Origin of the sequence: Limnohabitans sp. Rim47 (genome assembly GCF_001517545.1) — a bacterium.
Taxonomy (GTDB): Bacteria; Pseudomonadota; Gammaproteobacteria; order Burkholderiales; family Burkholderiaceae_C; genus Limnohabitans_A.
The window spans coordinates 21,752-46,354 of record NZ_FBYA01000006.1 but is presented as its reverse complement, the minus strand read 5'-3'; the positions used below and the strand labels follow the sequence as shown (position 1 = coordinate 46,354).

Annotated in this window: 25 protein-coding genes; 15 read left to right on the top strand and 10 right to left on the bottom strand. The window is 59.7% G+C overall.

Going from position 1 to position 24,603, the window contains the following annotated elements; genetic code table 11:
• Position 1 precedes the first annotated feature (1 nt).
• Positions 2-1,516, bottom strand: a complete 1,515-nt coding sequence (gatA, locus tag BN3544_RS13145) for an Asp-tRNA(Asn)/Glu-tRNA(Gln) amidotransferase subunit GatA (RefSeq protein WP_036074822.1) — start codon at positions 1,514-1,516, stop codon at positions 2-4.
• A gap of 8 nt (positions 1,517-1,524) precedes the next feature.
• Positions 1,525-1,824 (bottom strand): Asp-tRNA(Asn)/Glu-tRNA(Gln) amidotransferase subunit GatC, encoded by a 300-nt coding sequence (gatC, locus tag BN3544_RS13140; protein ID WP_019429241.1) that lies wholly within the window; start codon positions 1,822-1,824, stop codon positions 1,525-1,527.
• Positions 1,825-2,035: 211 nt separating this feature from the next.
• On the opposite strand from gatC, the gene BN3544_RS13135 reads away from it, so the two are divergent.
• The 4 genes from BN3544_RS13135 to mrdA all read left to right on the top strand — a co-directional run bounded on the left by BN3544_RS13135 (position 2,036) and on the right by mrdA (position 6,588).
• Positions 2,036-3,079: a rod shape-determining protein gene (locus tag BN3544_RS13135; protein ID WP_019429242.1), complete on the top strand. Its 1,044-nt coding sequence runs from the start codon at positions 2,036-2,038 to the stop codon at positions 3,077-3,079.
• Between the two features lie 73 nt (positions 3,080-3,152).
• A complete protein-coding gene (mreC, locus tag BN3544_RS13130) occupies positions 3,153-4,094 on the top strand; it encodes a rod shape-determining protein MreC (protein ID WP_019429243.1) in 942 nt (313 codons plus the stop codon).
• Positions 4,091-4,612 (top strand): rod shape-determining protein MreD, encoded by a 522-nt coding sequence (gene mreD / locus BN3544_RS13125; RefSeq protein ID WP_019429244.1) that lies wholly within the window; start codon positions 4,091-4,093, stop codon positions 4,610-4,612. The genes mreC and mreD overlap by 4 nt, the downstream gene beginning before the upstream one ends.
• Before the next feature lie 2 nt (positions 4,613-4,614).
• The gene (gene mrdA, locus BN3544_RS13120; protein WP_036074787.1) at positions 4,615-6,588 is read left to right on the top strand and encodes a penicillin-binding protein 2; all 1,974 of its coding nucleotides are present in this window, start codon (positions 4,615-4,617) and stop codon (positions 6,586-6,588) included.
• 9 nt (positions 6,589-6,597) lie between these two features.
• Here mrdA and BN3544_RS13115 read toward each other — a convergent pair whose 3' ends face one another.
• From BN3544_RS13115 to BN3544_RS13095, 5 genes are all read right to left on the bottom strand, one after another.
• Positions 6,598-7,197 carry a MarC family protein gene (locus BN3544_RS13115; RefSeq protein ID WP_019429246.1) on the bottom strand — a complete coding sequence of 200 codons (600 nt, stop codon included), beginning with the start codon at positions 7,195-7,197 and terminating at the stop codon, positions 6,598-6,600.
• A 5-nt stretch (positions 7,198-7,202) separates the two neighbouring features.
• The gene (locus tag BN3544_RS13110; RefSeq protein ID WP_026036513.1) at positions 7,203-7,616 is read right to left on the bottom strand and encodes a VOC family protein; all 414 of its coding nucleotides are present in this window, start codon (positions 7,614-7,616) and stop codon (positions 7,203-7,205) included.
• Positions 7,617-7,738: 122 nt separating this feature from the next.
• Positions 7,739-8,110 (bottom strand): TraR/DksA family transcriptional regulator, encoded by a 372-nt coding sequence (locus BN3544_RS13105; RefSeq protein ID WP_036074824.1) that lies wholly within the window; start codon positions 8,108-8,110, stop codon positions 7,739-7,741.
• Positions 8,111-8,195: 85 nt separating this feature from the next.
• Complete coding sequence (locus tag BN3544_RS13100; RefSeq protein WP_019429249.1) at positions 8,196-8,846, bottom strand: glutathione S-transferase; 651 nt, start codon at positions 8,844-8,846, stop codon at positions 8,196-8,198.
• A gap of 74 nt (positions 8,847-8,920) precedes the next feature.
• Positions 8,921-10,816: a sigma-54-dependent Fis family transcriptional regulator gene (locus BN3544_RS13095; RefSeq protein ID WP_019429250.1), complete on the bottom strand. Its 1,896-nt coding sequence runs from the start codon at positions 10,814-10,816 to the stop codon at positions 8,921-8,923.
• A gap of 331 nt (positions 10,817-11,147) precedes the next feature.
• Between BN3544_RS13095 and BN3544_RS13090 the strand changes: the two genes are divergently transcribed.
• From BN3544_RS13090 to BN3544_RS13060, 7 genes are all read left to right on the top strand, one after another.
• Positions 11,148-12,668, top strand: a complete 1,521-nt coding sequence (locus BN3544_RS13090) for an acetaldehyde dehydrogenase ExaC (protein ID WP_019429251.1) — start codon at positions 11,148-11,150, stop codon at positions 12,666-12,668.
• A 73-nt stretch (positions 12,669-12,741) separates the two neighbouring features.
• Positions 12,742-13,119, top strand: coding sequence for a DUF779 domain-containing protein (locus tag BN3544_RS13085; RefSeq protein WP_026036514.1), 378 nt, complete (start codon positions 12,742-12,744; stop codon positions 13,117-13,119).
• Between the two features lie 58 nt (positions 13,120-13,177).
• Positions 13,178-13,543, top strand: a complete 366-nt coding sequence (locus BN3544_RS13080; protein ID WP_019429253.1) for a DUF2946 family protein — start codon at positions 13,178-13,180, stop codon at positions 13,541-13,543.
• A 75-nt stretch (positions 13,544-13,618) separates the two neighbouring features.
• Positions 13,619-14,161: a YcnI family copper-binding membrane protein gene (locus BN3544_RS13075; protein ID WP_019429254.1), complete on the top strand. Its 543-nt coding sequence runs from the start codon at positions 13,619-13,621 to the stop codon at positions 14,159-14,161.
• A 32-nt stretch (positions 14,162-14,193) separates the two neighbouring features.
• Complete coding sequence (locus BN3544_RS13070; RefSeq protein WP_019429255.1) at positions 14,194-14,664, top strand: copper chaperone PCu(A)C; 471 nt, start codon at positions 14,194-14,196, stop codon at positions 14,662-14,664.
• Positions 14,665-14,881: 217 nt separating this feature from the next.
• Positions 14,882-15,733, top strand: a complete 852-nt coding sequence (locus BN3544_RS13065) for a PhaM family polyhydroxyalkanoate granule multifunctional regulatory protein (protein ID WP_019429256.1) — start codon at positions 14,882-14,884, stop codon at positions 15,731-15,733.
• Between the two features lie 7 nt (positions 15,734-15,740).
• Complete coding sequence (locus tag BN3544_RS13060; RefSeq protein WP_026036515.1) at positions 15,741-16,982, top strand: FIST signal transduction protein; 1,242 nt, start codon at positions 15,741-15,743, stop codon at positions 16,980-16,982.
• Here BN3544_RS13060 and tgt read toward each other — a convergent pair whose 3' ends face one another.
• The 3 genes from tgt to BN3544_RS13045 all read right to left on the bottom strand — a co-directional run bounded on the left by tgt (position 16,983) and on the right by BN3544_RS13045 (position 19,978).
• On the bottom strand, positions 16,983-18,179 hold the full coding sequence (gene tgt, locus BN3544_RS13055; RefSeq protein WP_026036516.1) for a tRNA guanosine(34) transglycosylase Tgt: 1,197 nt from the start codon (positions 18,177-18,179) through the stop codon (positions 16,983-16,985).
• A gap of 30 nt (positions 18,180-18,209) precedes the next feature.
• Positions 18,210-19,307: a tRNA preQ1(34) S-adenosylmethionine ribosyltransferase-isomerase QueA gene (gene queA / locus BN3544_RS13050; RefSeq protein ID WP_019429259.1), complete on the bottom strand. Its 1,098-nt coding sequence runs from the start codon at positions 19,305-19,307 to the stop codon at positions 18,210-18,212.
• A 113-nt stretch (positions 19,308-19,420) separates the two neighbouring features.
• Positions 19,421-19,978 (bottom strand): outer membrane beta-barrel protein, encoded by a 558-nt coding sequence (locus tag BN3544_RS13045; RefSeq protein ID WP_019429260.1) that lies wholly within the window; start codon positions 19,976-19,978, stop codon positions 19,421-19,423.
• Positions 19,979-20,202: 224 nt separating this feature from the next.
• Here BN3544_RS13045 and BN3544_RS14390 point away from each other — a divergent pair, with 224 nt between their 5' ends.
• From BN3544_RS14390 to ubiA, 4 genes are read left to right on the top strand one after another with little or no spacing between them, the layout of a single operon-like run.
• Entirely contained in the window at positions 20,203-20,616 is a 414-nt protein-coding gene (locus BN3544_RS14390; protein WP_193364656.1) for a hypothetical protein, read from the top strand.
• A gap of 28 nt (positions 20,617-20,644) precedes the next feature.
• On the top strand, positions 20,645-22,729 hold the full coding sequence (gene recG, locus BN3544_RS13035; RefSeq protein WP_019429263.1) for an ATP-dependent DNA helicase RecG: 2,085 nt from the start codon (positions 20,645-20,647) through the stop codon (positions 22,727-22,729).
• 16 nt (positions 22,730-22,745) lie between these two features.
• Positions 22,746-23,708, top strand: a complete 963-nt coding sequence (locus BN3544_RS13030; protein WP_019429264.1) for a LysR substrate-binding domain-containing protein — start codon at positions 22,746-22,748, stop codon at positions 23,706-23,708.
• Between the two features lie 8 nt (positions 23,709-23,716).
• Positions 23,717-24,574 carry a 4-hydroxybenzoate octaprenyltransferase gene (gene ubiA, locus BN3544_RS13025; RefSeq protein ID WP_019429265.1) on the top strand — a complete coding sequence of 286 codons (858 nt, stop codon included), beginning with the start codon at positions 23,717-23,719 and terminating at the stop codon, positions 24,572-24,574.
• Positions 24,575-24,603: the final 29 nt, after the last annotated feature.

The window sequence follows — 24,603 nt, the reverse complement described above, 5'->3', positions numbered from 1 at the left end:
ATCAAATGCCCTCCGGCTTGCGAAGGTGGAAATCGGTGGCTTGTTGCAGGCGGTGCGCAGCGTTCAACAAGCGAGCTTCTTGAAAATAGTTGCCAATCAATTGCAGGCCCACGGGAAGCGGCTTGCCGATTCCCGTTCCTAAGTTCTGCATGTCGCCGGTGCCAAATCCAGCGGGCACACTCATCGCGGGCAGGCCGGCCAGCGAGGCGGGCAGGGTGAAGATGTCGGCCAGGTAGTCGGCCACCGGGTCATTGGCGTTGTCGCCAAACTTCCAGGCCACAGACGGGGCCACGGGGCCAGCGATCACGTCACACTGCTGGAACGCGTTCTGGAAGTCGTCTGCGATCATGCGGCGGATTTTTTGCGCTTGCAGGTAGTAGGCGTCGTAATAACCGTGACTCAGCACATAAGCGCCCGTCATGATGCGGCGTTTGACCTCGTTGCCAAAGCCTTCGGCGCGGGTTTTTTTGTACATGTCCACCAGGTCGGTGTAGTCCTTGGCGCGGTGGCCAAACTTCACGCCGTCAAAGCGGCTGAGGTTGGAGCTGGCTTCGGCCGGGGCAATGATGTAGTAGACGGGAATCGACAACTCGGTGCGCGGCAGGCTGATGGGCACCAGCTTGGCGCCGAGCTTTTCATACTCGCGCAAAGCACCGTCTACGGCGGCGCGCACATCGGCAGCCAGGCCATCGCCAAAGAACTCTTTGGGCACGCCAATGCGCAGGCCTTCGAGCGAGTTGTTCAGCGAAGCGGTGAAGTCTTCGGCGGGCACGTCGAGCGAGGTCGAGTCGCGGTCGATGTCGGGGCCGCACATGGCGCTGAGCAGCAAAGCGCAGTCTTGGGCGGTGCGGGCCATGGGGCCGCCTTGGTCGAGGCTGGAGGCGTAGGCGATCATGCCGTAACGGCTGGCGCGGCCATAGGTGGGCTTGATGCCGGTGATGCCGCAAAAGCTGGCGGGCTGGCGGATGGAGCCGCCGGTGTCGGTGCCCGTTGCTGCGGGGGTCAGGCGTGCCGCCACGGCGGCGGCGCTGCCACCCGACGAGCCGCCGGGCACGCGGGCGATGTCCCAAGGGTTGGTGACTTTGCCAAAGGCCGAATTTTCGTTGGCCGAGCCCATGGCGAATTCGTCGCAGTTGAGCTTGCCCAATGTGACCATGCCCGCGCCGCCCTGTGCGGAGGCACCGAGTTTTTGCACCAGTGTGGCGTCAAAAGGCGAGCGGTAGCCGGTGAGTATTTTGGAGCCTGCGGTGGTGACAAAGTCGCGCGTCACAAACACGTCTTTGTGCGCCACGGGCACGCCTTCGAGCAGGCCGCCTGTGCCCGCAGCGAGGCGGGCGTCGCTGGCTTGGGCTTGCGCCAAGGTCACTTCGCTGTCGATGTCCAGAAAGGCGTTGTGCGGGTTGCCACCGGTTTGGGCCAAAAAACGGGTCGCGACTTCGACGGCGCTGACTTGTTTGGATTTCAGGGCGTGGGCCAGTTCGGCCACGGTCATGTCTTGCAGGTTGGATGTCGTCATGGTGCGGCTCACTCGATCACCTTGGGCACCAGAAACAGGCCGCGCTCGACGGCGGGGGCACTGCGCTGGTTCAGGTCGCGTTGGTTGGGTTCACTGACCACGTCGGGTCGCAGGCGCAATGTGATGTCCTGAATGGCAGCCACGGGGTGGGCCATGGGCTCGATTCCGGTCGTGTCCACCGCCTGCATGGCCTCGACGATGCCAAAAAAGCCGTTGATCTGAGTCAGCATGCGTTCACTTTCGTCGGGCTGCAATTCCAGGCGGGCGAGGTTGGCGATGCGGGCAATATCCTGCGGGGTCAGGGACATGGTTTGAAACGAGTTGTAAATGACGGGTTTTCCGGCTGGAACGGCACATGAATGCGTCTGTTTTACCGGGGGATCGGGTATTATCCTGTGTTTGGCGCTGTTCAAAGCAAAGCCTCTGAGCCAGCCCTAAAGACACACCAAATTTGACCGCCGCGCTACCCCAAGCAGTCCCCTCTGCGGGTCTTGGGGCTGAGCGTCAAAGGACTCCCCCATGTTTTCCTCTTTCCGCCGTTATTTTTCCAGCGACCTGGCCATTGACCTGGGCACCGCCAATACCCTGATTTTTGTGCGCGACAAGGGCATCGTGCTCGACGAGCCCTCGGTTGTGGCCATCCGCCACGAAGGCGGCCCTCAGGGCAAGAAAACCCTGCAAGCCGTTGGCCACGAAGCCAAGGCCATGCTGGGCAAAGTGCCTGGCAACATCGAAGCCATTCGCCCCATGAAGGATGGCGTGATCGCCGACTTCACCGTGACCGAGCAGATGCTCAAGCAGTTCATTCGCATGGTGCACCCCCGCAGCACCTTCCGCCCCAGCCCCCGCATCATCATTTGTGTGCCTTGCGGCTCTACCCAGGTCGAGCGCCGGGCGATTCGCGAATCGGCTTTGGGCGCAGGTGCATCCGAGGTGTATTTGATCGAAGAACCCATGGCCGCAGCCATCGGCGCAGGTTTGCCGGTGTCGGCAGCTTCGGGCTCCATGGTGGTCGACATCGGTGGTGGCACCACCGAAGTGGGCGTGATCTCGCTGGGCGGCATGGTCTACAAAGGCAGCGTGCGCGTGGGTGGCGACAAGTTTGACGAAGCCATCATCAGCTACATCCGCCGCAACTACGGCATGTTGATCGGCGAGCCCACTGCCGAGGCGATCAAGAAAAACATTGGCTCGGCCTTTCCCGGCAGCGAAGTCAAGGAGATGGAAGTCAAGGGCCGCAACCTGTCCGAAGGCGTGCCGCGCAGCTTCACCATCAGCTCCAACGAAATCCTGGAAGCCCTGACCGACCCGCTCAACCAGATCGTGTCCGCTGTCAAAACCGCGCTGGAACACACGCCGCCAGAATTGGGTGCCGACATTGCCGAGCGCGGCATGATGCTGACCGGCGGCGGCGCATTGCTGCGCGACCTGGACCGTTTGCTGGCCGAAGAAACCGGCTTGCCCGTGCTGGTGGCCGAAGACCCACTGACCTGTGTGGCACGGGGTTGCGGCATGGCGCTGGACCGCATGGACCAGTTGGGCAGCATTTTCACCAGCGAATAAGGCACGCTCGTTGGCTGTTTTCCGGCAGTCACAGATCAAGCCTTTTCAAACCTGAATCCGGCGCAACACCTTCATGGCTCTGGATACCCTTGAACGCAGTTCCCCGCCGATTTTTCGGCAGGGCCTGTCTGCGACCACCAAACTGGTGCTCTTGGCGCTGCTGTCGATTTTGTTGATGGCATCAGACCACCGTTTCCAGATCTCCCAGCCGCTGCGTGCGGGCATTGCCATGGTGCTGTCCCCCTTGCAATGGTTGTCGCTACAGCCTGCGCGCGCGGTCAGGGGCATGGGTCAATACTTTCACAACCTGGAAGAGGCGCAAGATGCCGCACAAAACTTCCAGACGCGCACCATCGCGCAGGCCCAGCGTTTGCAGCAAGTTGAACAATTGAGACTGGAAAACACCCAATTGCGGGAGTTGCTTGATTTGCGAGCACAAATTGCAGGGCCTGCCAAGGCGGTTGAAGTGCTTTACGAAACGGCCGACCCTTATACCGATCGCATCGTGGTGGACCGAGGACAAATCGGGGGCATCGTGCCAGGTTCTGCGGTCATTGATGCGGGCGGCGTGGTGGGGCAAGTCACACGCGTTTATGCCTTGGTCAGCGAAGTGACACTGCTGACAGACCGGGCCCAAAGCATTCCTGTGGTGAATGCCCGAACGGGCAGCCGCCATGTCGTTGTTGGCGATCCGACCATGTCCTCTGGTGCACTCGAGTTGAAATTTGTGCCGGCCAGCACGGATGTCAAACAAGGTGACTTGCTCACCACCAGTGGCATCGATGGTGTTTACCCGCCGGGTTTGCATGTGGGCACGGTCAGCCAGATTGACCGCCGCGTTGATTCGTCGTTTGCGCGGGTTCACGCGATTCCTGCGGCCAAGCCAAGGGGGCGGCATTTGCTGGTGCTGACGCCGACGAAAGACTGGCCCACTGCTCCCACGCACCCAATTGAGCCTAAGCGCTTGGGCAAAGGCCGGACAGCTGCGGCTTCTTCAGCAGGAGTTAAACCATGATCATGCCCGCAGGGCGCCCTTTGCTGTTGCCCGCCAACCCCCGCTTCATTGCCATGACCGTGGTTGTGGGCCTGTTGCTGAACATGCTGCTCGGCTTGGTGGGGTGGCATTGGTTACCCGATGTGCTGGCCATCGTGGTGGTGTTCTGGAATGTTTATCAACCCAGGCGTGTGGGTGTGGTGTTGGCTTTTGTGCTGGGCTTGGCGTTGGACGTGCACGAGTCGGCTTTGCTGGGGCAAAACGCGTTGTCTTATGTGGTGCTGAGCGGCATGGCGCTGGCTGTGCAACGGCGACTGTTGTGGTTTCCGTTGCGTGAGCAAGCCCTGCAGATCGTTCCGCTGTTTGTGATTGCGGCATTGCTGGAGTGGCTCACGCGCCTGATCGTGCACGATGCCTGGCCTCACTGGAGTCAACTCTTTGCGCCGTTGCTGCAGGCAGCCCTGTGGCCACTGATCGGGGCCTTGTTGCTGGCACCGCAGCGGCGTGCTTTTGACCCCGACAACATCCGGCCCCTTTGACCATGTCATTCTGGCTGCCTTCACTTGCCGAGTTGCGCGATAGCCAAGCCGAACTTCAGCGGTTTCGCGCTCGGGTGGCCGTGGTGCAGGGGGTGGTGCTGGTTTGCTTTCTTTTGTTGGGCGTCCGCTTGTCCTATTTGCAAATCGTGCGACACGAGGACTTGCTGGAACAGGCTGAAAACAACCGCACGGCGGTGATCCCGACCGTGCCCCCACGCGGCACCATTTTGGACCGCAATGGGGTTGTGCTGGCCAGCAATTACTCGGCCTACACCCTGGAAATCACGCCCTCTCAAGTGGCCGACCTCGAGGCCACGATCGACGCATTGGCCGAGGTGGTGGAAATCCAAGGCAAAGACCGCCGCAGGTTCAAGCGTTTGCGGGAAGATTCGCGCAGCTTCGACTCCCTGCCAATTCGCACCCGACTGAATGACGAAGAGGTGGCGCGTTTCAGTGCACAGAGTTACCGGTTCCCGGGTGTTGAAATCAAGGCTCGTCTGTTCAGACAATACCCTTACGGTGAACTGGCCAGCCATGTGGTGGGCTACATCGGGCGCATCAATGCCAAGGAAAAAGAACGCATCGAAGACGACGACGATGTTGGCAATTACCGGGGCACCGAATACATCGGCAAATTGGGTGTGGAGCAACGCTACGAGCGCGAACTGCACGGCATCACAGGGGTGAACCGGGTTGAAACCTCGGCGGGCGGTCGAGCCACTCGAAGCCTGTCCAGTCACCTGGCCACGCCGGGGCAAAACGTGGTTTTGTCGATCGACATCCAGTTGCAAAAAATGGTGGAGGACCTTTTTGGTACCCGCCGCGGTGCCTTGGTGGCGCTGGACCCCAACACGGGCGAGGTGCTGGCCTTTGTCAGCAAGCCCACGTTTGACCCCAATTTGTTTGTCGATGGCATTGATGTCGAGAACTGGAAAATCCTCAACGAGTCGATCGACAAGCCCTTGCTCAACCGGGCTTTGCGGGGCACCTACCCGCCGGGCTCGACCTACAAGCCCTTCATGGCCATGGCCGCGTTGACCACCGGCAAACGCAGTTCCAGCACCATCATCAACGATGCCGGTTCTTGGAGCTATGGTGGCCATACCTTTCGCAGCCACGGCGACACGGGGCTGGGGCCCGTTGACATGGTCCGCTCCATTGTGCTGTCGAGCAACGTTTATTACTACTCGCTGGCCAACGAGATGGGGGTGGACGCCATTCACGACTTCATGAAGCCGCTGGGCTTTGGCCAGATCACGGGCATTGACTTGCCTGGTGAGGTGCGCGGCATTTTGCCCAGCACCGAGTGGAAGCGCAATTACTACAAGAAGCCCGAACAAAAGAAGTGGTATGGCGGCGAGACCATTTCTCTGGGTATTGGGCAGGGTTACAACAGCTTCACCATGCTGCAACTGGCTTCGGCCACGGCCACACTGGCCAGTGGAGGTATGCAGTTCAAGCCCCATGTTGTCACGGCCACACAAGACGCGCTGACCCACGTGCCCACCCAAGTCAACTCACCTGAGCCGCTCAGCCTGGGCTTCAAACCTGAGCACATGAGCGTGGTGCGCAACGGCTTGGTGGGCGTGGTGACTTCAGGTACTTCTGCGCGCGTGTTTGCGGGGGCCGGGTATGCCAGTGCGGGTAAAACAGGGACAGCCCAAGCGGTAACCATTGGCCAAAAGGACAAGTACAACGCCGCTAATTTGTCCGAATACCAACGCGACCACGCCTTGTACATGGCGTATGCACCTGCAGAGGCCCCCAAGATCGCGGTGGCCGTGGTGGTCGAAAATGCCGGTTTTGGTGCGGCCTCTGCCGCCCCGATTGCCCGGCGTGTTTTTGACTATTGGTTGTTGGGGCAATACCCCAGCGAAGAAGACATGGCTGCGACCCAAAAAGGCCAGACGGCCAACCCGATCGGCAAACCACGCACCAAGCAGGAAGTGCCACTGGAAGCCCGCCGACTCAACTGAGCAGATGCCTCAGTGTGGCCAGTTTTGCGCCAGAGACTTCAGGCCTCGGATCAGCATCTCCACCGAGATGGACACCAAAATCAGGCCCATCAAGCGCTCAAAGGCCGAGACTACGCGCAAACCGACCACCCGCTGCAAGCGCTCGGCCAGCAACAAAACCACCGCACAAACCAGCATGGTCACCGTGAGGGCGGCGACCCACTCAAGCCGACGCTCGGGCGCCTGGCTGACCAGCAGCAGCACAGTGGCCATGGCCGAGGGGCCCGCCAAGGCCGGAATGGCCAAGGGCACGATCAATGGTTCGGCGGCAGGCACGGGCGAATCTTGCGGCGGGGGTGGAAAAATCATGCGCAACGCGATCAAAAACAGCACCACCGCACCGCCAATTTGCAAAGACACATCCGACAGGCTCATCGCCTTCAGGAACGATTGCCCGACAAACATGAAGGCCAGCAGCAGGCCAAAAGCGATCAGCACTTCGCGCACGATGACGCGGGCACGTCGTTCGGGTGGCACGGCCCGCAAGGTGTTCACAAAAATCGGGATATTGCCTAGCGGGTCGGTGATCAGCAGCAGCAAGATGGTGGCCGAAGCAAATGTGTGTTCCATGCCTATCAGCCTGCGTAAACCGTGTTCAGACTGGCAAAGCCTTTCACTTCAATCGGGTTGCCGAAGGGGTCCATGAAGAACATGGTCCATTGCTCGCCCGGCTGACCTGCAAAACGCAGGTGCGGCGCGACCACAAAGGCCATGCCAGCGGCCTGCAGGCGGTCTGCCAGACGTTGCCAATCGTCCTTTTGCAAGACCAAGCCAAAGTGCGGCATGGGCACCAGGTGATCGCCCACATGACCTGTCAAGCTGGTCTTGAACGGCTCACCCAGGTGCAGCGAAATTTGGTGCGAGAAAAAATCAAAGTCCACCCAAGTGTCGGTGGAGCGACCTTCCTGGCAACCGAGTGTGCCGCCATAAAAGCGGCGGGCCTCGTCGAGGTCGGTGACGTGAAAAGCGAAGTGAAACAGGCTGTGCATGCCCGAAAGCATAGCAGCCAGTCACCACAGGGTCAGCAGGAAGAGCCCGCAGCGGTGGCTTTTTGGTGGGCCATCCAGACAACGGCGTGAAAAGTGCTCATGGTGCTCTTTGTGTAAAAAAATCAACGGTATTGTTCGGCCAACGACTGGCAATTGATGCAGCGCTTGGCGGTGGGGTAGGCCTTGAGCCGGGCGGGCGGGATGTCGACGCCGCAGTCTGTGCACTGGCCGTAGGTGCCTGTTTGGATGCGTTTCAGGGCGGCTTCGATGTCGCCTAACTCGGCCGTTTCGTGTTCGTTCATGGCGAACTCGGTTTGCCGTTCAGTCTGGATCTGGGCGCGCGACTGGAAGCTGTTGTCAAAGTGGTCGGCGGCCATGTCGGCGCGCGACACAAGGCCGCCGCGCTCGTACGCCATGCGTTCCAGCAGCTGCGTGCGGGCCTGGATCAGCAGGGCCTGAAAGACATCTGGAGAGGAGGGTGGTGTGGTGCTCATGTGTTCATCATGAAACAGCCACATCGCGTTGACATTGATGCAGGTCAACCAACAGGGTGCAGCCGTGCGCTGCCTCCCGTAGGGCTCAAACTTTGGCTTTGGCTCGGGAAAGCATCAACTCGGTGTTGGTTTTGCGATCGGCGTTGACCTGTTGCAGGCTGGGGCGTTCGCCCATGCGTTTGAGGTAGTCGCGCACTGGCAGGTCGGCCAGAAAGTCGCGCCCATAAACGAGCTTGGTCGCAGCCGACACCAAGGGCAAATGCACCACCGCCGCGCAGTCGGCCAAGCTCAGTTTGTCGCCCAGCATGAAGGGGCTGAACTGGGCCAGTTGGGCCAATGCCGCCACGTTTTTCTCAAGTTGGGCACCGGTCTTTTCCTTGGCGCTGTCGCTGATCTGACCGCCAAAGAATGCCTGTGGGTACAAGTTGCGGGCCACCAGCTCGAGGTGCAGCTCCAGAAAAGTCACCAGCTCGCGGACCTTTGCTGCGGCAAAAGGGTCTGCGGGCAGCAAGGGGTTTTGGGGGTATTCGTGCTCGATGTACTCCATGATCACGCCCGACTCGCACAGCGAACCTTGGGGGGTCTTGATGTAAGGCACTTTGCCCAAAGGGCTGCACGCCGAATCGGTCTGGCCTACCCAGGCCAGCTCTTCGGTGAAGGGCACACCTTTTTCGAGCAGGGCGAATTTGACTTTGTTGTAGTAGTTGCTGGCTGCAAAGCCGCAGAGTGTGAGCATGGATGAATCTCCGTGAATGGATTTACTAGCGTAGTGCGAGCGCAAGCAGACTTCGGTCGCGCAGATGACCTTGCTTATTGAAGTTTGCGGTAAAGCGTCTGACGGCTGATGCCCAACTGGCGTGCTGCTGCTGAAACATTGCCTCGGGCATTTTCAAGTGCCTGCTGGATGGCCTTGATCGACAGTTCGTGCAGGTTTTGTGCTGGCCCATCGGGGGGCTGTTGCTGGGCCTGATTTTGAATGTCTCGAATTAAATCGTCCGGCAAGTGAGTCCAGTTGATCTGTGATTCATGAGGGTCCATTAAGGCGACGGCAGTGCGCAAGATATGGCTGAGTTGGCGCAGGTTGCCAGGCCAGTTGAACGTCGCCATGGCTGTCATCACGTCGGGCGTGATGCTCAATCCTGCATCGGGTGCCAAATCTTGCAGCATGCGTTGCGCCAATTTTGCAAAGTCATTTCGTTCACGCAGGGCCGGCAGTTGCACCTGCAGTCCGTTGATGCGGTAGTACAGGTCGCTGCGGAACTGGCCCTTTTCAACAGCCGCACGCAAATTTTGATGCGTAGCGCAAATCAGATTGAAATCGACTGCAACGGGTGTGCCACAACCGAGTGGTGTGACCATCCGCTCTTGCAGCACCCGCAGCAAGCGCGTTTGCAGCGCGATGGGCATGTCCCCAATCTCATCCAGAAACAAGGTGCCGCCATGGGCCTCGCGCAGACGACCTGGAGCACCCTGTCGAGAGGCTCCGGTGAACGCGCCACCCACATAACCAAACAACTCTGACTCGATCAGGTGTTCAGGCAGGGCCGCGCAATTCACGGCGACGAATGCTTTGTCCTTGCGGGCAGAACATTGGTGCACCGCTTGCGCAAACAATTCTTTGCCGACCCCCGACTCGCCAAAGACCAGCAATGGAATGTCTTTGTCGATGACCCGGCGGGCCTTGTCTGCGGACTGACGCCACAAGGGGTCTCCGCTGTCCATGCGGTTCAGTGCGTCGCGTGCGGGCGCTGCACTGATGGTGATTTTTTGTTGCACCTGACTCTGGCTGTGCAGTTGTGCATGGATTGCGATGCCATGTCGTGTGTGCAACAGACTTGGGCGGCCACCGCTGCGGTGCTGCAAACCGAGCAGTCGCTCGAAGTCTTCGTCGAACAAGTGAGGCCAGCTGGTAGCACCCATGTCGGTGTGCTGAATTCCCAGCAAGTCCAGTGCTTTGCGGTTGGCCCCGACCAGCCAGCCATCCTCCGAAAAAGCCAGCATGCCTTGTGCCACAGTGCCTATGCCTTCTGCCCGCGTGTGCAGTTGAACCATGATTTGCTGGCGACAGGCAGACAGGACCAAGCTGTTTTCGATCATGCGTGCAGCGGTTGACACGAGACTCAAGGTGTGGGGGTGGCGGCTGCGGTGGTCGCCAGAAATGTCGAGGATGCCCATGAGCTTGCCTTGTGCCGACAAAATGGGCGCAGCCGCGCAGGTCAGAAAGCCATTTCGGTCTAGATAGTGTTCTGCACCATTGATTTCCACTTCGTGTGTTTCGGCCAAAGCCGTGCCGATGGCGTTGGTGCCACGTTGGTTTTCGGCCCAAGAGGCACCGCATCGCAGGGCCACCCGATCGGCCTTGTTCAAAAAATCCAGATCGCCCAGTGTGTGCATCAAGACGCCTTGTGCGTCGGCCAGAACCACCATGCTGTGGCTTTGCCGCACTTGCTCGAACAGGTACTCCATCACCGGTTCTGAATGGCTGATCAGGTCATGGTTGAGCGTGCGGGCGCGTTGCAGGCTGCTGCCCGCCAAGTTGTCGTGACAGTCCAAACGGCCGATGGGCGAGAGCCCTGCCGTCAGACTGCGGTTCCAAGACCTGGCCACCAGTGCGCCAATCGCCGATGTGGGCGCTATGCCTTGCTCGACCAGTTGAAGTCGGGCTTGCCTGAGCTGCGGGGTGGGCAAGATCGCGTGAGGGCGCATGGTTTGTCTCCGGTGGCGAGTGATCTCGCTTGTATTTAATCAGTCTAGGGTCTGGAACATGTGCTGCAAGCTTTGTCCCCAACAGATGGCTTCAAGTGTCTCAATTTGTGACATGTGTTGCTGACGGCGGGCGTACGGCGGACAGTTGTTGGCGCCATTTCCTGTCGGGATAACCCTTGAGTTGCTTCGGCCATTGGCCTGAGCAGGCCAAGAGACTGGTGGATACCCTCGGTTTATGCGTTCTGGCATTCGTCTTGCAAAGATGTGCAGCGTGTGCCGGGTGCTTGCCCTGCACCGATGGTTCCCCATAAATCCCCAACTGGAGACACACATGATTTACGCAGCCCCCGGCGCCGCAGGCGCCAAAGTCCAATACAAAGCCCGCTATGACAACTTCATCGGTGGCAAATTTGTGGCCCCCGTCAAAGGCCAGTACTTTGACGTGATCACCCCCATCAGCGGCAAGGTCTATACCCAAGCCGCCCGTTCAGATGCCGCCGACATCGAGCTGGCGCTGGACGCCGCCCACGCTGCCGCAGACGCCTGGGGCAAGACCGACGCGGCCACCCGCGCCAACTTGCTGTTGAAAATTGCGGACCGCATTGAAGCCAATCTGGAAATGTTGGCGTACGCCGAAACCGTGGACAACGGCAAAGCGATTCGCGAAACGCTCAACGCCGACATTCCGCTGACCGTCGACCACTTCCGCTACTTCGCTGGCTGCCTGCGTGCGCAAGAAGGTGCGTTGTCCAACATTGACGAAAACACCGTGGCCTACCACTTTCAGGAACCACTGGGCGTGGTGGGTCAGATCATTCCTTGGAACTTCCCGATCCTGATGGCCGCCTGGAAACTGGCCCCCGCCATTGGTGCTGGCAACTGCGTGGTTTTGAAGCCCGCTGAATCCACCCCTATCAGCATCTTGATTCTTGCTGAGCTGATCGCCGACATCTTGCCCCCAGGCGTGCTCAACATCGTCAACGGCTATGGCCGCGAAGCCGGCATGCCCTTGGCCACCAGCAAGCGCATCGCCAAGATCGCCTTCACGGGCTCGACCTCGACAGGCCGCGTGATCGCCCAAGCCGCTGCCAACAACCTGATCCCCGCCACACTGGAGTTGGGTGGCAAGTCGCCCAACATCTTCTTTGCCGACATCATGGACAAGGACGATGGCTTCTTGGACAAAGCGATCGAAGGCTTGGTGTTGTTTGCCTTCAACCAAGGCGAGGTGTGCACCTGCCCATCGCGTGCGCTGATCCAAGAAAGCATCTATGACAAGTTCATGGAACGTGTCTTGAAGCGTGTGGCCGCCATCAAGCACCAAAACCCACTCGACACCGACAGCATGATGGGTGCGCAAGCGTCCAAAGAGCAGTTGACCAAAATCTTGTCTTACCTGGATTTGGGCAAGCAAGAAGGCGCTGAAGTGTTGGCTGGTGGCAACCAAGCCCATCTGGGTGGCGACCTCGAAGGTGGCTACTACGTGCAGCCCACCTTGTTCAAGGGCCACAACAAAATGCGCATCTTCCAAGAAGAAATCTTCGGCCCCGTGTTGGCCGTGACCACCTTCAAAGACGAAGCCGAAGCCTTGGCCATCGCCAACGACACGCTGTACGGTCTGGGCGCTGGCGTCTGGAGCCGCAATGGCAACGTCGCCTACCGCATGGGCCGCGCCATCAAGGCCGGTCGTGTGTGGACCAACTGCTACCACGCCTACCCCGCACACGCGGCATTCGGCGGCTACAAAGAGTCCGGCATTGGCCGCGAAACCCACAAAGTCATGCTCGACCACTACCAGCAGACCAAGAACCTCTTGGTCAGCTACAGCGAGAGCAAGCTGGGCTTTTTCTGATCGATTGAATCGGTCATCCTCACAGGGGCGGCGCAATCCGCCCCTTTTTGTCTTTGCTTGTCAGGAGATGAACATGGTTGAACGTGTGGTGGCCACGCCCGAAGCGCTGGCCCTGATCGCCGAACTCCAAGCCCAATATGGCGAGTTGATGTTTCACCAGTCGGGGGGCTGCTGTGACAACAGCGCCGCCAACTGTTATCTGCCCACCGACCTGACGATTGGCCCTTATGACGTGCAACTGGGCCATGTGGGCGGCGTGCCGTTTTACATCAGCAAATCCCAGTACGAGTACTGGAAACACACCCAGCTCATCCTGGATGTGATCGAAGGCTCGGGCGGCACCTTTTCACTCGAAGGCAACACCGGCAAGGCGTTTCACAGCCGATCACGCCTGTTCACCGACGAAGAGTGGGCCGAAATCGAGCCTCAGGTCTTGCGCGATCTGGCCTGAGTTTGCCGTTAAGTCCACGCCCGCTGCTTTACAAAAGCCCGATGCCATAATCGCGCCTATGTCACTTTTGCAGTCCCTGCGCAATGCCCATCGCCTCACCCGCTTCATGCTGGTGTGGTTTTCATTGTTCATTGGGGTGGCCGTGGCATCGCCGCTGGTCAAGCCCCAAGCCACGCAGATGGTCTGCTCTGCAATGGGGGGCATGAAAATGGTGATGGCTGACGATGCGGGGCACGGCGAAACGTCTTCGGGCGGCATGGACTGCCCCTTGTGCACGCAGGTCAGCGCACCGCCAGCGCCTGTGTTCTCGGGCTTTGCGGCTCCGAGCGCTTTAGCCCATGCTTTGCGTCCCCTCGCGCTGGCCCACATCGCCTGGTTGACCGGTTCTCCTTTGCCGCCACGCGGCCCGCCTTCATTTTCCTGAACTGCCCCGTTGATGCCGCTGTGGTGAATGGTCACCAACGGACATCTTTCGTGTTTCTTTTTTCAGGATATTGCAATGAATTTTTACGTCAAATTTCTGGCCGCTTTGGCCTTCGCATTGTGCGGCGTGGCTTCTGCTCACACCGTGCTCGAATACCCAGTGGCTACGGCAGCACAAAGCTATAAGGCCACGTTCAAGGTTGGTCATGGTTGCGGCACATCGCCTACGCGCCAGATCGCGATCGACATTCCCATGGGGGTGAAGGGCGCCAAGCCCATGCCCAAGCCCGGGTGGCGTCTGGAGGTGACTCGCGAGAAGCTCATGCAGCCTTACATCAGCCATGGTCGAAGCATCACCGAAGATGTGACTCGCATCACTTGGACAGCCAAATCGACAGACGACATGTTGCCCAGCGGGTACTACGACGAGTTTGTGTTGGTGGGCACATTGCCCTCCAAGGCAGGCATGATGTACTGGCCCGTTCAGCAAGTTTGTGAGCAAGGGCGCAATGACTGGACGGAAGTTCCTCAACCAGGACAAAAGCTTTCCGATCTGCAGTCACCTGCTGCGGCGCTCGAGATCATGCCCAGCGCAGGCGTTGCTGCACACGTTCATTGATCGAAGTCAATCACTCCAATAGAGGACCTAATATGAAAAACACATTCAATCAAATCGCTGGCTTGGTGGCCGGCCTGTGCTTTGCGGGCGTTGCCATGGCGCAAGTCAAGGTAGAAAGCGGGTGGGCTCGCGCCACTGTGCAGGGCCAAAAAGCCACAGGCGCCTTCATGAAGCTCACGGCTGCGCAGGCCACTCGTTTGGTGGCCGTGTCTACCCCGGTGGCGGGCTTGGCCGAGATTCACGAGATGAAGATGGAGGGCTCGGTCATGCAAATGCGAGCTGTGCCGGCATTGGACCTGCCTGCCAACCGGGCGGTGGAGCTCAAGCCCGGCAGTTACCACCTGATGCTGATGGACCTCAAGTCGCCCCTGATGAAGGACAGCAGCGTCCCCCTGACCTTGACCTTCAAGGACGCCAAAGGCGTTGAAACCCAACAACAGGTGAGCGTGCCTGTGACCACAGCCATGCCCAACGGGCATGCAGATGGCGCGCACAAGCATTGAAGTGCTGGCAAGGCTGCGGCTTGAATAAATGACTGCTGAGCCCAGCTGAGCCCAGCTGAGCCCAGCTGAGCCCAGCCAAGCCGCCCGTGCCTGCTGTTCGCTTGAAAAGTTGCTCTGGCCTGGGCTTTGCCTCAAGCCAAGAGCAAGATGGGGCTTGCCTTGTCAAAATTGAAAGCATCATCGTTTAAGCTTCGCTCACCACCCTGAGGAGACCCCCATGAGCGACCCTTCTGCCTTCGGCTTTGGCCAATTTGTGCCCGGCTTTGATTTTTTGCAAAACCTCTCCAAAACCGCATCTCAAGCCCAGCCTGCTGCTGCGGGCGGCATACCGGGCATGGCCAGTTGGGCGGCGCCTACACTGAGCATCGAAGAAATCGACAAGCGAATTCAAGAGCTCAAGTCGGTGCTGTTTTGGTTGGAGCAAAACACCACGGCGCTCAAAGCCACCATCCAGGCCATGGAGGTGCAAAAGATGACCTTGACCACCTTGCAAAGCATGAATGTGAACATGGCTGACTTGGCCAAGGCGTTCACGGCCAAGCCTCCGGCAGCCGAGCCTGCACAGCCTTCATCCTCTGGTGCGACTGCCAACAATGCAGCGGCTGTCAAATCTTCGCTGTTCACACCCAAAACAAGCCCAGATGCGGTGGTCGAACCTGCGGCCGAAACACAGGCCGAACCGCAAGCGCCAGCAGATGCTTCGGCTGCCGAGCCGGTCAGCGATGCGGCCAAACCCGCTGTAGATCCGATGCAGTGGTGGGGTGCTTTGACACAGCAGTTTCAGGGCATTGCCGCTGCCGCCTTGAAAGACGTGGCGGGTGAGGCCATGAAAGCCGGAATGGCTGCCAAGGCCGCTAAACCAGCCCAACCTGAGAAAGCCCCGGCTGGCCGCAAAGCAGCGGTAAAAACCGCCAAGGCCTCGGTGTCATCGTCGCGGGCCAAGCCGCAAAGCAAAGCTGTTGCTGGCGCAGCCCAGCCCGCTGCCGCACGCAAGAGCGCCAGCGCAGCACCGGCCAAAACCGTGCGCCAAAAGGCCAAGCCTACGCCGCGCCAATCCGCTGCGAAGTAAGGCGGCCATGAAGCTGTTTCCTTACGGCCACGCCACCCATCCGCAGTGGCGGATGGCCGCCGGCTTGGTGTTGGCCCAATTGCATACCCAAATGGGTTTGCCTGATTACGCGAGCGCACCCCGCCTGGCTTTGCTGTACATCACCGACCACTATGCCGCTCAGGCGCAGGCCATTCTTGACCATTTGCGCCAAGAGTTACCCGCCGTGACCGATTGGGTTGGCACCGTTGGCGTGGGGCTGGCGGTCAACAACGCCGAGTATTTTGATGAGCCGGCCCTCGCGGTCATGCTGTGTGATGTGCCGCCTGAGCACTACCGCGTGTTCTCGGGCCTGTCGCCGCTGCCTGACAGTAGGTTTGCCGATGTGGCCTTGGTGCATGCCGATCCCGCTACCCCCGAACTGTCTGAGCTGATTCAGGAGATGTCGGGGCGCACCCTGCAGGGTTATTTGTTTGGCGGCTTGACCTCCAGCCGCACCCGCAGCGTGCAGTTTGCCGTCAATGCCGGGCAGAGCCTGGCCGATGGCGGCGTTCTGGAAGGCGGCCTGAGCGGTGTGGCTTTTTCGCCTGCGGTGGGTTTGCTGTCCCGTGTGACACAGGGTTGCCAGCCTGTTTCGCTTGAGCGTGAGATCACCGAGTCCGATCGGCATTTGGTGCTCAAGCTCGATGGCGAACCGGCGCTGGATGTGATGTTGGCCGATCTGGGCATTTCCATGGGCGATCCGCAAAAGGCCATTCCGGTGGTGCGGGCCACCTTGGTGGGTTTGAGCCCCAGTGGTCAAAGTGGCGTGGGCCGCACAGGCCATCTCGGCAGCGATGTTCGGGTGCGTCACATTGTGGGCCTTGACCCGTCGCGACAGGGTGTGGCGGTGGCTGAAAACCTGGAGCCAGGCATGCGCTTGGCCTTTTGCCGTCGCGATGTGCAGGCCGCTCGGGCAGATCTGGTGCGCGTGTGCGCCGAAATTCGTGAAGCGCTGGAGCCCGACATGCTGTCCATCGAAGCCATCAACGCTTTGAGCGATGACCCTGTGGCAAGCTTGCCTCAAAAGGGACGTCGCATGGCGGGCGCGGTGTACGTCAGCTGCACCGGCCGTGGTGGCCCCCACTTTGGCGGCCCCAGCGCCGAGATGCAAATCATTCGTCATGCATTGGGCGATGTGCCCTTGGTGGGGTTTTTTGCCGCTGGCGAGATCGCCCGCAACCAGTTGTACGGCTACACCGGCGTGTTGACGGTGTTCACCACCGATTGATCAAACGCCCCGCGCACGATCCGTTTTGAACTGCGCCCTGAATTCAGAGAACTTGCCCGCGTCCAGCGACTCGCGCACTTCGCGCATCAGGTTCAGGTAGTAGTGCAGGTTGTGGATGGTGGTCAGCATGGGGCCGAGCATTTCGCCGCAGCGGTCCAGATGATGCAGATACGCGCGGCTGAAACCATCGCGGCCGCCCTGGTCCCACGACACGCCACCACTGCCGGAGGGCGATCCTGTAGGGCTACCCGCGCAGGCATAGCAGGTGCAAGTCGTGTCCAACGGTTGCGGGTCTGTTTTGTGGCGGGCGTTGCGCAGTTTCAGATCACCAAAGCGGGTGAACACCGTGCCGTTGCGCGCGTTGCGGGTGGGCATCACACAGTCGAACATGTCCACGCCATCGGCCACGCCCTGCACCAAATCCTCGGGCGTGCCCACGCCCATCAGGTAGCGCGGTTTGTTGGCGGGCAGGCGGTGTGGCGTGTGCGCCATGATTTGCAGCATCAGGTCTTTGGGTTCGCCCACGCTCACGCCGCCCACGGCATAACCGGGGAAGTCCATCTCGACCAGCGCGTCCAGTGATTCTTGGCGCAGGTTTTCAAACATGCCGCCTTGCACGATGCCAAACAACGCGTTGGGGTTTTCCAGTCGCGCAAATTCGTCTTGGCTGCGCACAGCCCATCGGCGGCTCATCTCCATCGACTTGCGGGCTTCGGCTTCGGTGGTCAGGTGCCCCTTGGTCTCGTAAGGCGTGCACTCATCGAGTTGCATCACGATGTCTGAATTCAAGGTGGTCTGAATCTGCATGCTGACCTCGGGCGACATGAACAGCTTGTCGCCGTTCACGGGCGATGCAAAGGTCACGCCTTCTTCGGTGATCTTGCGCATGTCGCCCAGCGACCACACCTGAAAACCACCCGAGTCGGTCAGGATGGGTTTGTTCCATTTTTCAAATTTGTGCAGTCCGCCAAAGCTTTCCATGATGTCCCGTCCGGGGCGCATCCACAGGTGAAAGGTGTTGCCCAGAATGATCTGTGCGCCCATTTCTTCCAGGCTGCGCGGCATCACGCCTTTGACCGTTCCGTAGGTTCCCACTGGCATGAAGATGGGCGTTTGCACCACGCCATGGTTCAGGGTCAGCGTGCCGCGGCGGGCGTGGCTGGAAGGGTCGGTTTTGAGCAGGTCGAATTTGAGCATGGCAGGCATTGTAGGAGGGCAGCTTGGACTTCAGCGCGGTGGCGTGCGCGTCAGCAGCATCGCATCGCCATAGCTGAAGAAGCGGTATTGGTGCGCGATCGCGTGTCGGTACAAGCCCATGATGTGTTCGTACCCCGCAAAGGCGCTGACCAGCATCATCAGCGTGCTTTTGGGCAGGTGGAAGTTGGTGATCAGTCGGTCCACCACTTTGAATTCAAAGCCCGGCGTGATGAAGATTTGCGTGTCACCGCTGGCCTGACCAAACAGCGCCCATGATTCGAGGGTGCGCACAGTGGTCGTGCCTACCGCCACCACTTGGCCGCCCCGTGCTTTGCAAGCGGCAATGGCTTGTTGCGTCGCTTCGGGCACCTCGTACCACTCGCGGTGCATGGTGTGGTCGGCGATGTTCTCGGTTTTGACGGGTTGGAACGTGCCCGCACCCACATGCAAGGTCACGCTAGCGCGTTGCACGCCGCGTGCCTCCAACTGGGCCAACAGGGCCTCGTCAAAATGCAAGGCGGCCGTAGGCGCGGCCACCGCACCGGGTGTTCGCGCAAATACGGTTTGGTAACGCTGGGCGTCTTCTTCTGAATCGGTGTGGGTGATCGCGCCCGAAGGTCGCTCAATATAGGGCGGCAGTGGCACCACGCCGTGCTTTTCCATCAGGGCATGTGGTTCGTCGCTCAGTTGCAGGTGAAACAGCTGACCGTTTTCATCAGGCCAGCGGCCCAGCAGCACGGCATCAAAACCGCCGTTGCGGGCACCGCCCATCATGAACATCTTGCCGCCCGGCAGCGGCTTTTTGCTGACCTTCATGTGCGCCACCACCTTGTGGCCGGGCAGCACACGCTCGATCAGCAGCTCCAGTTTGCCGCCCGAGGCCTTCTCGCCAAAGATGCGCGCCTTGATCACCTTGGTGTCGTTGAAGACCAGCAGGTCGCCCGCGTTCAGCAGGCTGGGGAGTTCATGAAAGATGCGGTCCACCACCGTGGGCAAAGAACCATCGAGCAAACGCGAACCGCTGCGCTCGGCGGCGGGGTGTTGGGCAATCAGTTCGGGGGGCAGCTCAAAGTCGAAATCGCTGAGCGTGAAGGGGAGGGGGGCCGGGGTGACTGAGGAAGAAGACATGGCGCAGGGCTTGACAGGCCCTTATGAATTGAAAACGGCGTGATTATCGAATATTTTCTAAATGACAAAGCCACTCAACGTGGCTTTGTCTGACATGTTCAAGTGGCCTTGACTTAGAACTTGAAGCCTACGCCAAATGTGAAGCCGTTAGCTTTGAAGCCATCTTTGTTCAGGTAAGACATGTAATCGGCGTTCAGCGAAGTGGTGGGGTCGATGGCATAGCTAAGCCCAGCCCCGTAGGAGAAGCTGTTCGCGCTAGAAGATTCGGAGCCAACGCCGATGGCTGAAAAAGTGCCTTTCCCGCGAGCAAAACCGACGCGGCCAAACATTTCCATGTTGTCGTTCAGTTTGGTTTTGGGTTTTAGGTAAACACCGACGACATTGTCGATTTCCATTTTGAGGCCGGGAATGCCGGCGCCGTTAACTTTGACTGTGGCATCGCTCAGGCCAAAGGCGGCCAATGCTTCGATGGCCAGATGCTGGTTCAACTCGTAACCAAAGATGCCACGCAGGGCAGTAGGAGATGCTTTGACGTCGTAAGAGCTGCCATTCAAAGCAATGGTTTCTTTGGCCGTTACGCTGGTGTAGCCAATTTCGCCATAAGTTTGTGCGGTAGCTGCAGTTGTGATCGCGATAGCGGCCAATGCCAAGAGGTTCGAGCTTAATTTCATGGTTTCTTTCTAGTTGGTGTGAAAAAAATGCGTCACAGCCATCGCATATCTGACAGGGGTATGGGCGTTGCGCAATTGGCATTTAATGCGTTGCTGAAACCTCAATCGGCCACCCCACTCGAAGAGGTTGTCCATGGCTTCTCAAATTCAAAATTTAATCAACTATAACAATAATTGTTATAAAAATTTAAATTTCAAATGAGTGCTGCATTTAACTTAGTGGCATGGGCACATCCACTGAAACAGAAGCTTTTGCACAGCGGTTGCGTCGTGCATTGGAGTCGAATGGTGTCCGTGTCTCTCCGACTGTTGTGTCAAATGATTTCAATCTGCGGTATTGGGGACGCAGCATCACATCGCATACAGCACGTAATTGGTTGCTGGGGAAAGCCATTCCGACTCAGGACAAATTGCGCGTTTTGGCGGATTGGCTTCAGGTCAGTCCAGATGAATTGCGATTTGGACGTGTCACATCCCCTCAGAGTTCGCCAGATCCAGACCAGAGTCTGAGCGCGCTTGGCATGGCCGACCGGGAAATGTTGACCCGTTACTTGGCGCTTGGTTTAAGTGAGCGGAAAACGGTGCGCGACGTGGTCATGGCCTTGTCTTTGGCTGCATCCGTTAAAAAGAGCGGTTGACTTGCTTGGCTGACGGCACAATCAGCGCATGCCTGTTCCGTCGTCAGCTTCCACGCTCAAATCAACGCCCGCCAAAACGCTCAGCGCCCCCCAAAAGGCGCTGATCAAGCTTGGGCTCAAGCGCGACATCGATTTGGCGTTGCATTTGCCGCTGCGCTACGAGGACGAGACGCGCATCGTCCGGCTGCGCGATGTGCGCGAGGGCGATACCGCGCAGATCGAGGCCACGGTGACCGCCTGCGAGATCACGATGCGCCCGCGCCGCCAGCTTTTGGTGACGGTGGATGACGGCTCGGACACCTGTGTGATGCGGTTTTTCAGTTTTTACCCATCGCACCAAAAGGCGCTGGCGGTGGGCAACCGCATCCGGGCGCGGGGCGAGGTCAAGGGCGGTTTCATGGGCTTGACCATGATGCACCCCACGTTCAAGGCTGCGGGTGGCAACTTGGCCGAAGCGCTGACGCCGGTGTATTCCACCGTCGCCGGGCTGGCCCAGGCCTATTTGCGCCGGGCGGTCATCACGGGCCTGAACCATGCCGACTTGAGCGAGACATTGCCCCTAGGCATTGCATGGCCAGACCCGCGAGGGGCCTGGTCGCTGCGCGATGCGCTGCGGTTTTTGCACCACCCTACGCCCGATGTGTCGCTGGCCGCGCTGGAAGACCGCAGCCACCCGGCCTGGATTCGCCTCAAATGCGAGGAGTTGCTGGCGCAGCAGCTGTCGCAACTCACGGCCAAGCGCGAGCGCGATTTGTTGCGGGCCCCGGCATTGAGGCTAAAACCCGATGGCTTGTACGGCCAGTTGCTGGCCGCCTTGCCGTTTGGCCTGACGAATGCCCAGCAGCGTGTGGGCCATGAGATTGCGCAAAATTTGGCCCGCCATGTGCCGATGCACCGCTTGTTGCAAGGCGATGTGGGCGCGGGCAAAACCGTGGTGGCGGCCTTGGCGGCCATGGTGGCGGTGGATGCGGGCTGGCAATGCGCCCTGATGGCACCCACCGAAATTCTGGCGACCCAGCACTTCGCCAAGCTGGTCGGCTGGTTGGAGCCATTGGGCGTGAAAGTGGCTTGGTTGATTGGCAGCCAAAAAAAGAAAGAACGTGCCGCCATGCTGGCGCTGATCGAGTCGGGCGAGGCCGCACTGGTGGTGGGCACGCACGCGGTGATTCAGGACCACGTCAAGTTCAAAAATCTGGCACTGGCCGTGATCGACGAGCAGCACCGCTTTGGCGTGGCGCAGCGACTGGCCCTGCGCGGCAAGATGCAGGCCGACGGCATGGAGCCGCACATGCTGATGATGACGGCCACGCCGATCCCGCGCACGCTGGCCATGAGCTATTACGCCGACCTGGATGTGTCGGTCATCGACGAGCTGCCGCCGGGGCGCACGCCCATCGTGACCCGCGTGGTGTCGGACCACCGCCGCCACGAGGTGGTTGAGCGCATTGGTGCGCAGTTACACGAAGGGCGGCAGGTGTATTGGGTCTGCCCCTTGATCGAAGAAAGCGAAGCGCTGGACTTGACCAATGCCACACAAACCCACGCCGATTTGAGTGAGGCTTTGCCGGGCGTGATGGTGGGTTTGCTGCATTCGCGCATGCCCGTGGCCGAAAAGAAGGCGGTCATGGATTTGTTTACCGCAGGCCAGATGGGTGTGTTGGTCAGCACCACGGTGATCGAGGTCGGGGTGGACGTGCCCAATGCCTCGCTGATGGTGATCGAGCACGCTGAGCGCTTTGGCCTGTCTCAGTTGCACCAGCTGCGTGGCCGGGTGGGGCGCGGCGCGGCGGCCTCGGCCTGCGTGTTGCTCTATGGCACGCCCGAAGGCGGCCGCTTGAGCGAGACCGCCCGCGAACGCCTGCGTGCCATGGTCGAGACGAACGACGGTTTTGAAATTGCGCGGCGCGATCTGGAAATTCGCGGGCCGGGCGAGTTCTTGGGGGCACGCCAGTCGGGTGCGCCCTTGTTGCGTTTTGCCGATCTTGAGACCGACGGACATTTGCTGGACTGGGCGCGTGCGCTGGCCCCTCAGATGCTGGACCAGCACGCTGGCCTGGCCGAGAGGCACATTGGCCGTTGGTTGGGCGGCAAATCCGAGTATTTGAAAGCTTGATGTTTAATTAGTGCCCATGACCCTGACCGAACTCAAATACATCGTGGCTGTGGCCCGCGAAAAACATTTCGGCAAGGCCGCCGAGGCCTGCTTTGTGTCGCAGCCCACCTTGTCACTGGCCATCAAAAAGTTGGAAGAAGAGCTCGAGGTCAAGTTGTTCGAACGCAGCGCCAGCGAGGTGTCCGTGACCCCGCTGGGCGAAGAAATCGTCCGCCAGGCCCAAAGCGTGTTGGAGCAAGCCGCTGAAATCAAGGAAATCGCCAAGCGCGGCAAAGACCCTTTGGCCGGCACCATGCGCTTGGGGGTGATTTACACCATCGGGCCTTATTTGCTGCCCGATCTGGTGCGCCAGATCATCACCGACATGCCGCAAATGCCCTTGATGCTGCAAGAAAACTTCACGGTGCGTTTGCTGGAAATGCTGCGCACCGGCGAGCTCGATTGCGCCATTTTGGCCGAGCCGTTTCCCGAGTCGGGTCTGGCGGTCGCCCCCTTGTACGACGAGACCTTCATGGCGGCTTTGCCGCTCAACCATCCCTTGGCCTCAGAAGCCTTTATCACGCCCGAGCAGCTGAAAAACGAGACCATGCTGTTGCTGGGTGCTGGGCATTGCTTTCGCGACCATGTGCTGGAGGTGTGCCCCGAATTCGCGCGTTATGCGAGCCAGACCGACGGCATCCGCAAGACCTTTGAGGGCTCGTCGCTGGAAACCATCAAGCACATGGTGGCTGCCGGCATGGGCGTGACTTTGGTGCCGCGCCTGTCGGTGCCTGAGCTCAAGCCGGTGCACAAGCGTTCGGGCGGATGGCACGATTCGCCTGTGCGCTACCTGCCCATCGTGGACCCTGCGGGCGGCAAGCCGCCCACGCGCCGCGTGGTGTTGGCATGGCGTCGCAGCTACACCCGCTACGAGGCGATAGCTGCCATGCGCAACGCCATTTACGCTTGCCCATTGCCGGGTGTGACGCGCTTGTCTTGAGGCCTTGCATGACCGACAAACTCAAGCTTTATCTGGACTTGATCCGCTGGAGCCGTCCTGCGGGTTGGCTGCTGTTGCTGTGGCCTTCCTTGGCCGCGTTGTGGGTGGCCGCAGGCGGCTTTCCGGGCTGGCATCTGATCTCGGTGTTCACTTTGGGCACGATCCTCATGCGCAGCGCGGGCTGCTGTCTGAACGACGTGGCCGACCGCGACTTTGACAAACACGTCAAACGCACCGCCAACCGCCCGGTGACGAGCGGGCGCATCAGCACCCGAGAGGCTTTGTGGGTGGGGGCCGTGCTGGCGTTGTGTGCGTTTGGTTTGGTACTGACGACGAACACGGCTGCCATCCAGTGGTCGTTTGCCGCTTTGGCGGTGACACTGATTTACCCCTACGCCAAGCGTTATGTGTCCATGCCGCAAGCGGTGTTGGGCGTGGCGTTCAGCTTCGGCATTCCGATGGCGTTTGCCGCAGTGCAAAGCGATGTGCCTTTGCTGGCTTGGGGTTTGTTGCTGGGGAACTTGTTTTGGGTGCTGGCCTATGACACGGAATACGCCATGGTCGATCGTGATGACGATCTCAAAATTGGCATGAAAACCTCAGCCATCACCCTGGGTGACCGCGATGTGCCCGCCATCATGGGCTTTTATGGGGCGTATTTGTTGATCTGGGCGTGGCTGCTGAACGCCCCGCAGCAAGGCGCGTGGTTCTGGCTGGCTTGGGTTGCTTCTGCCGCCCAGGTGGTCTGGCACTATTTTTTGATACGCCACCGGGAACGCGAGGGCTGTTTCAAGGCCTTCCGCCTGAACCATTGGCTCGGGTTCAGCGTGTTTGTGGGCGTGGTGCTTTCTTATGGCGTGGCCTGACGGCCCTTGCTGGCCATCAGGCGCTAGGC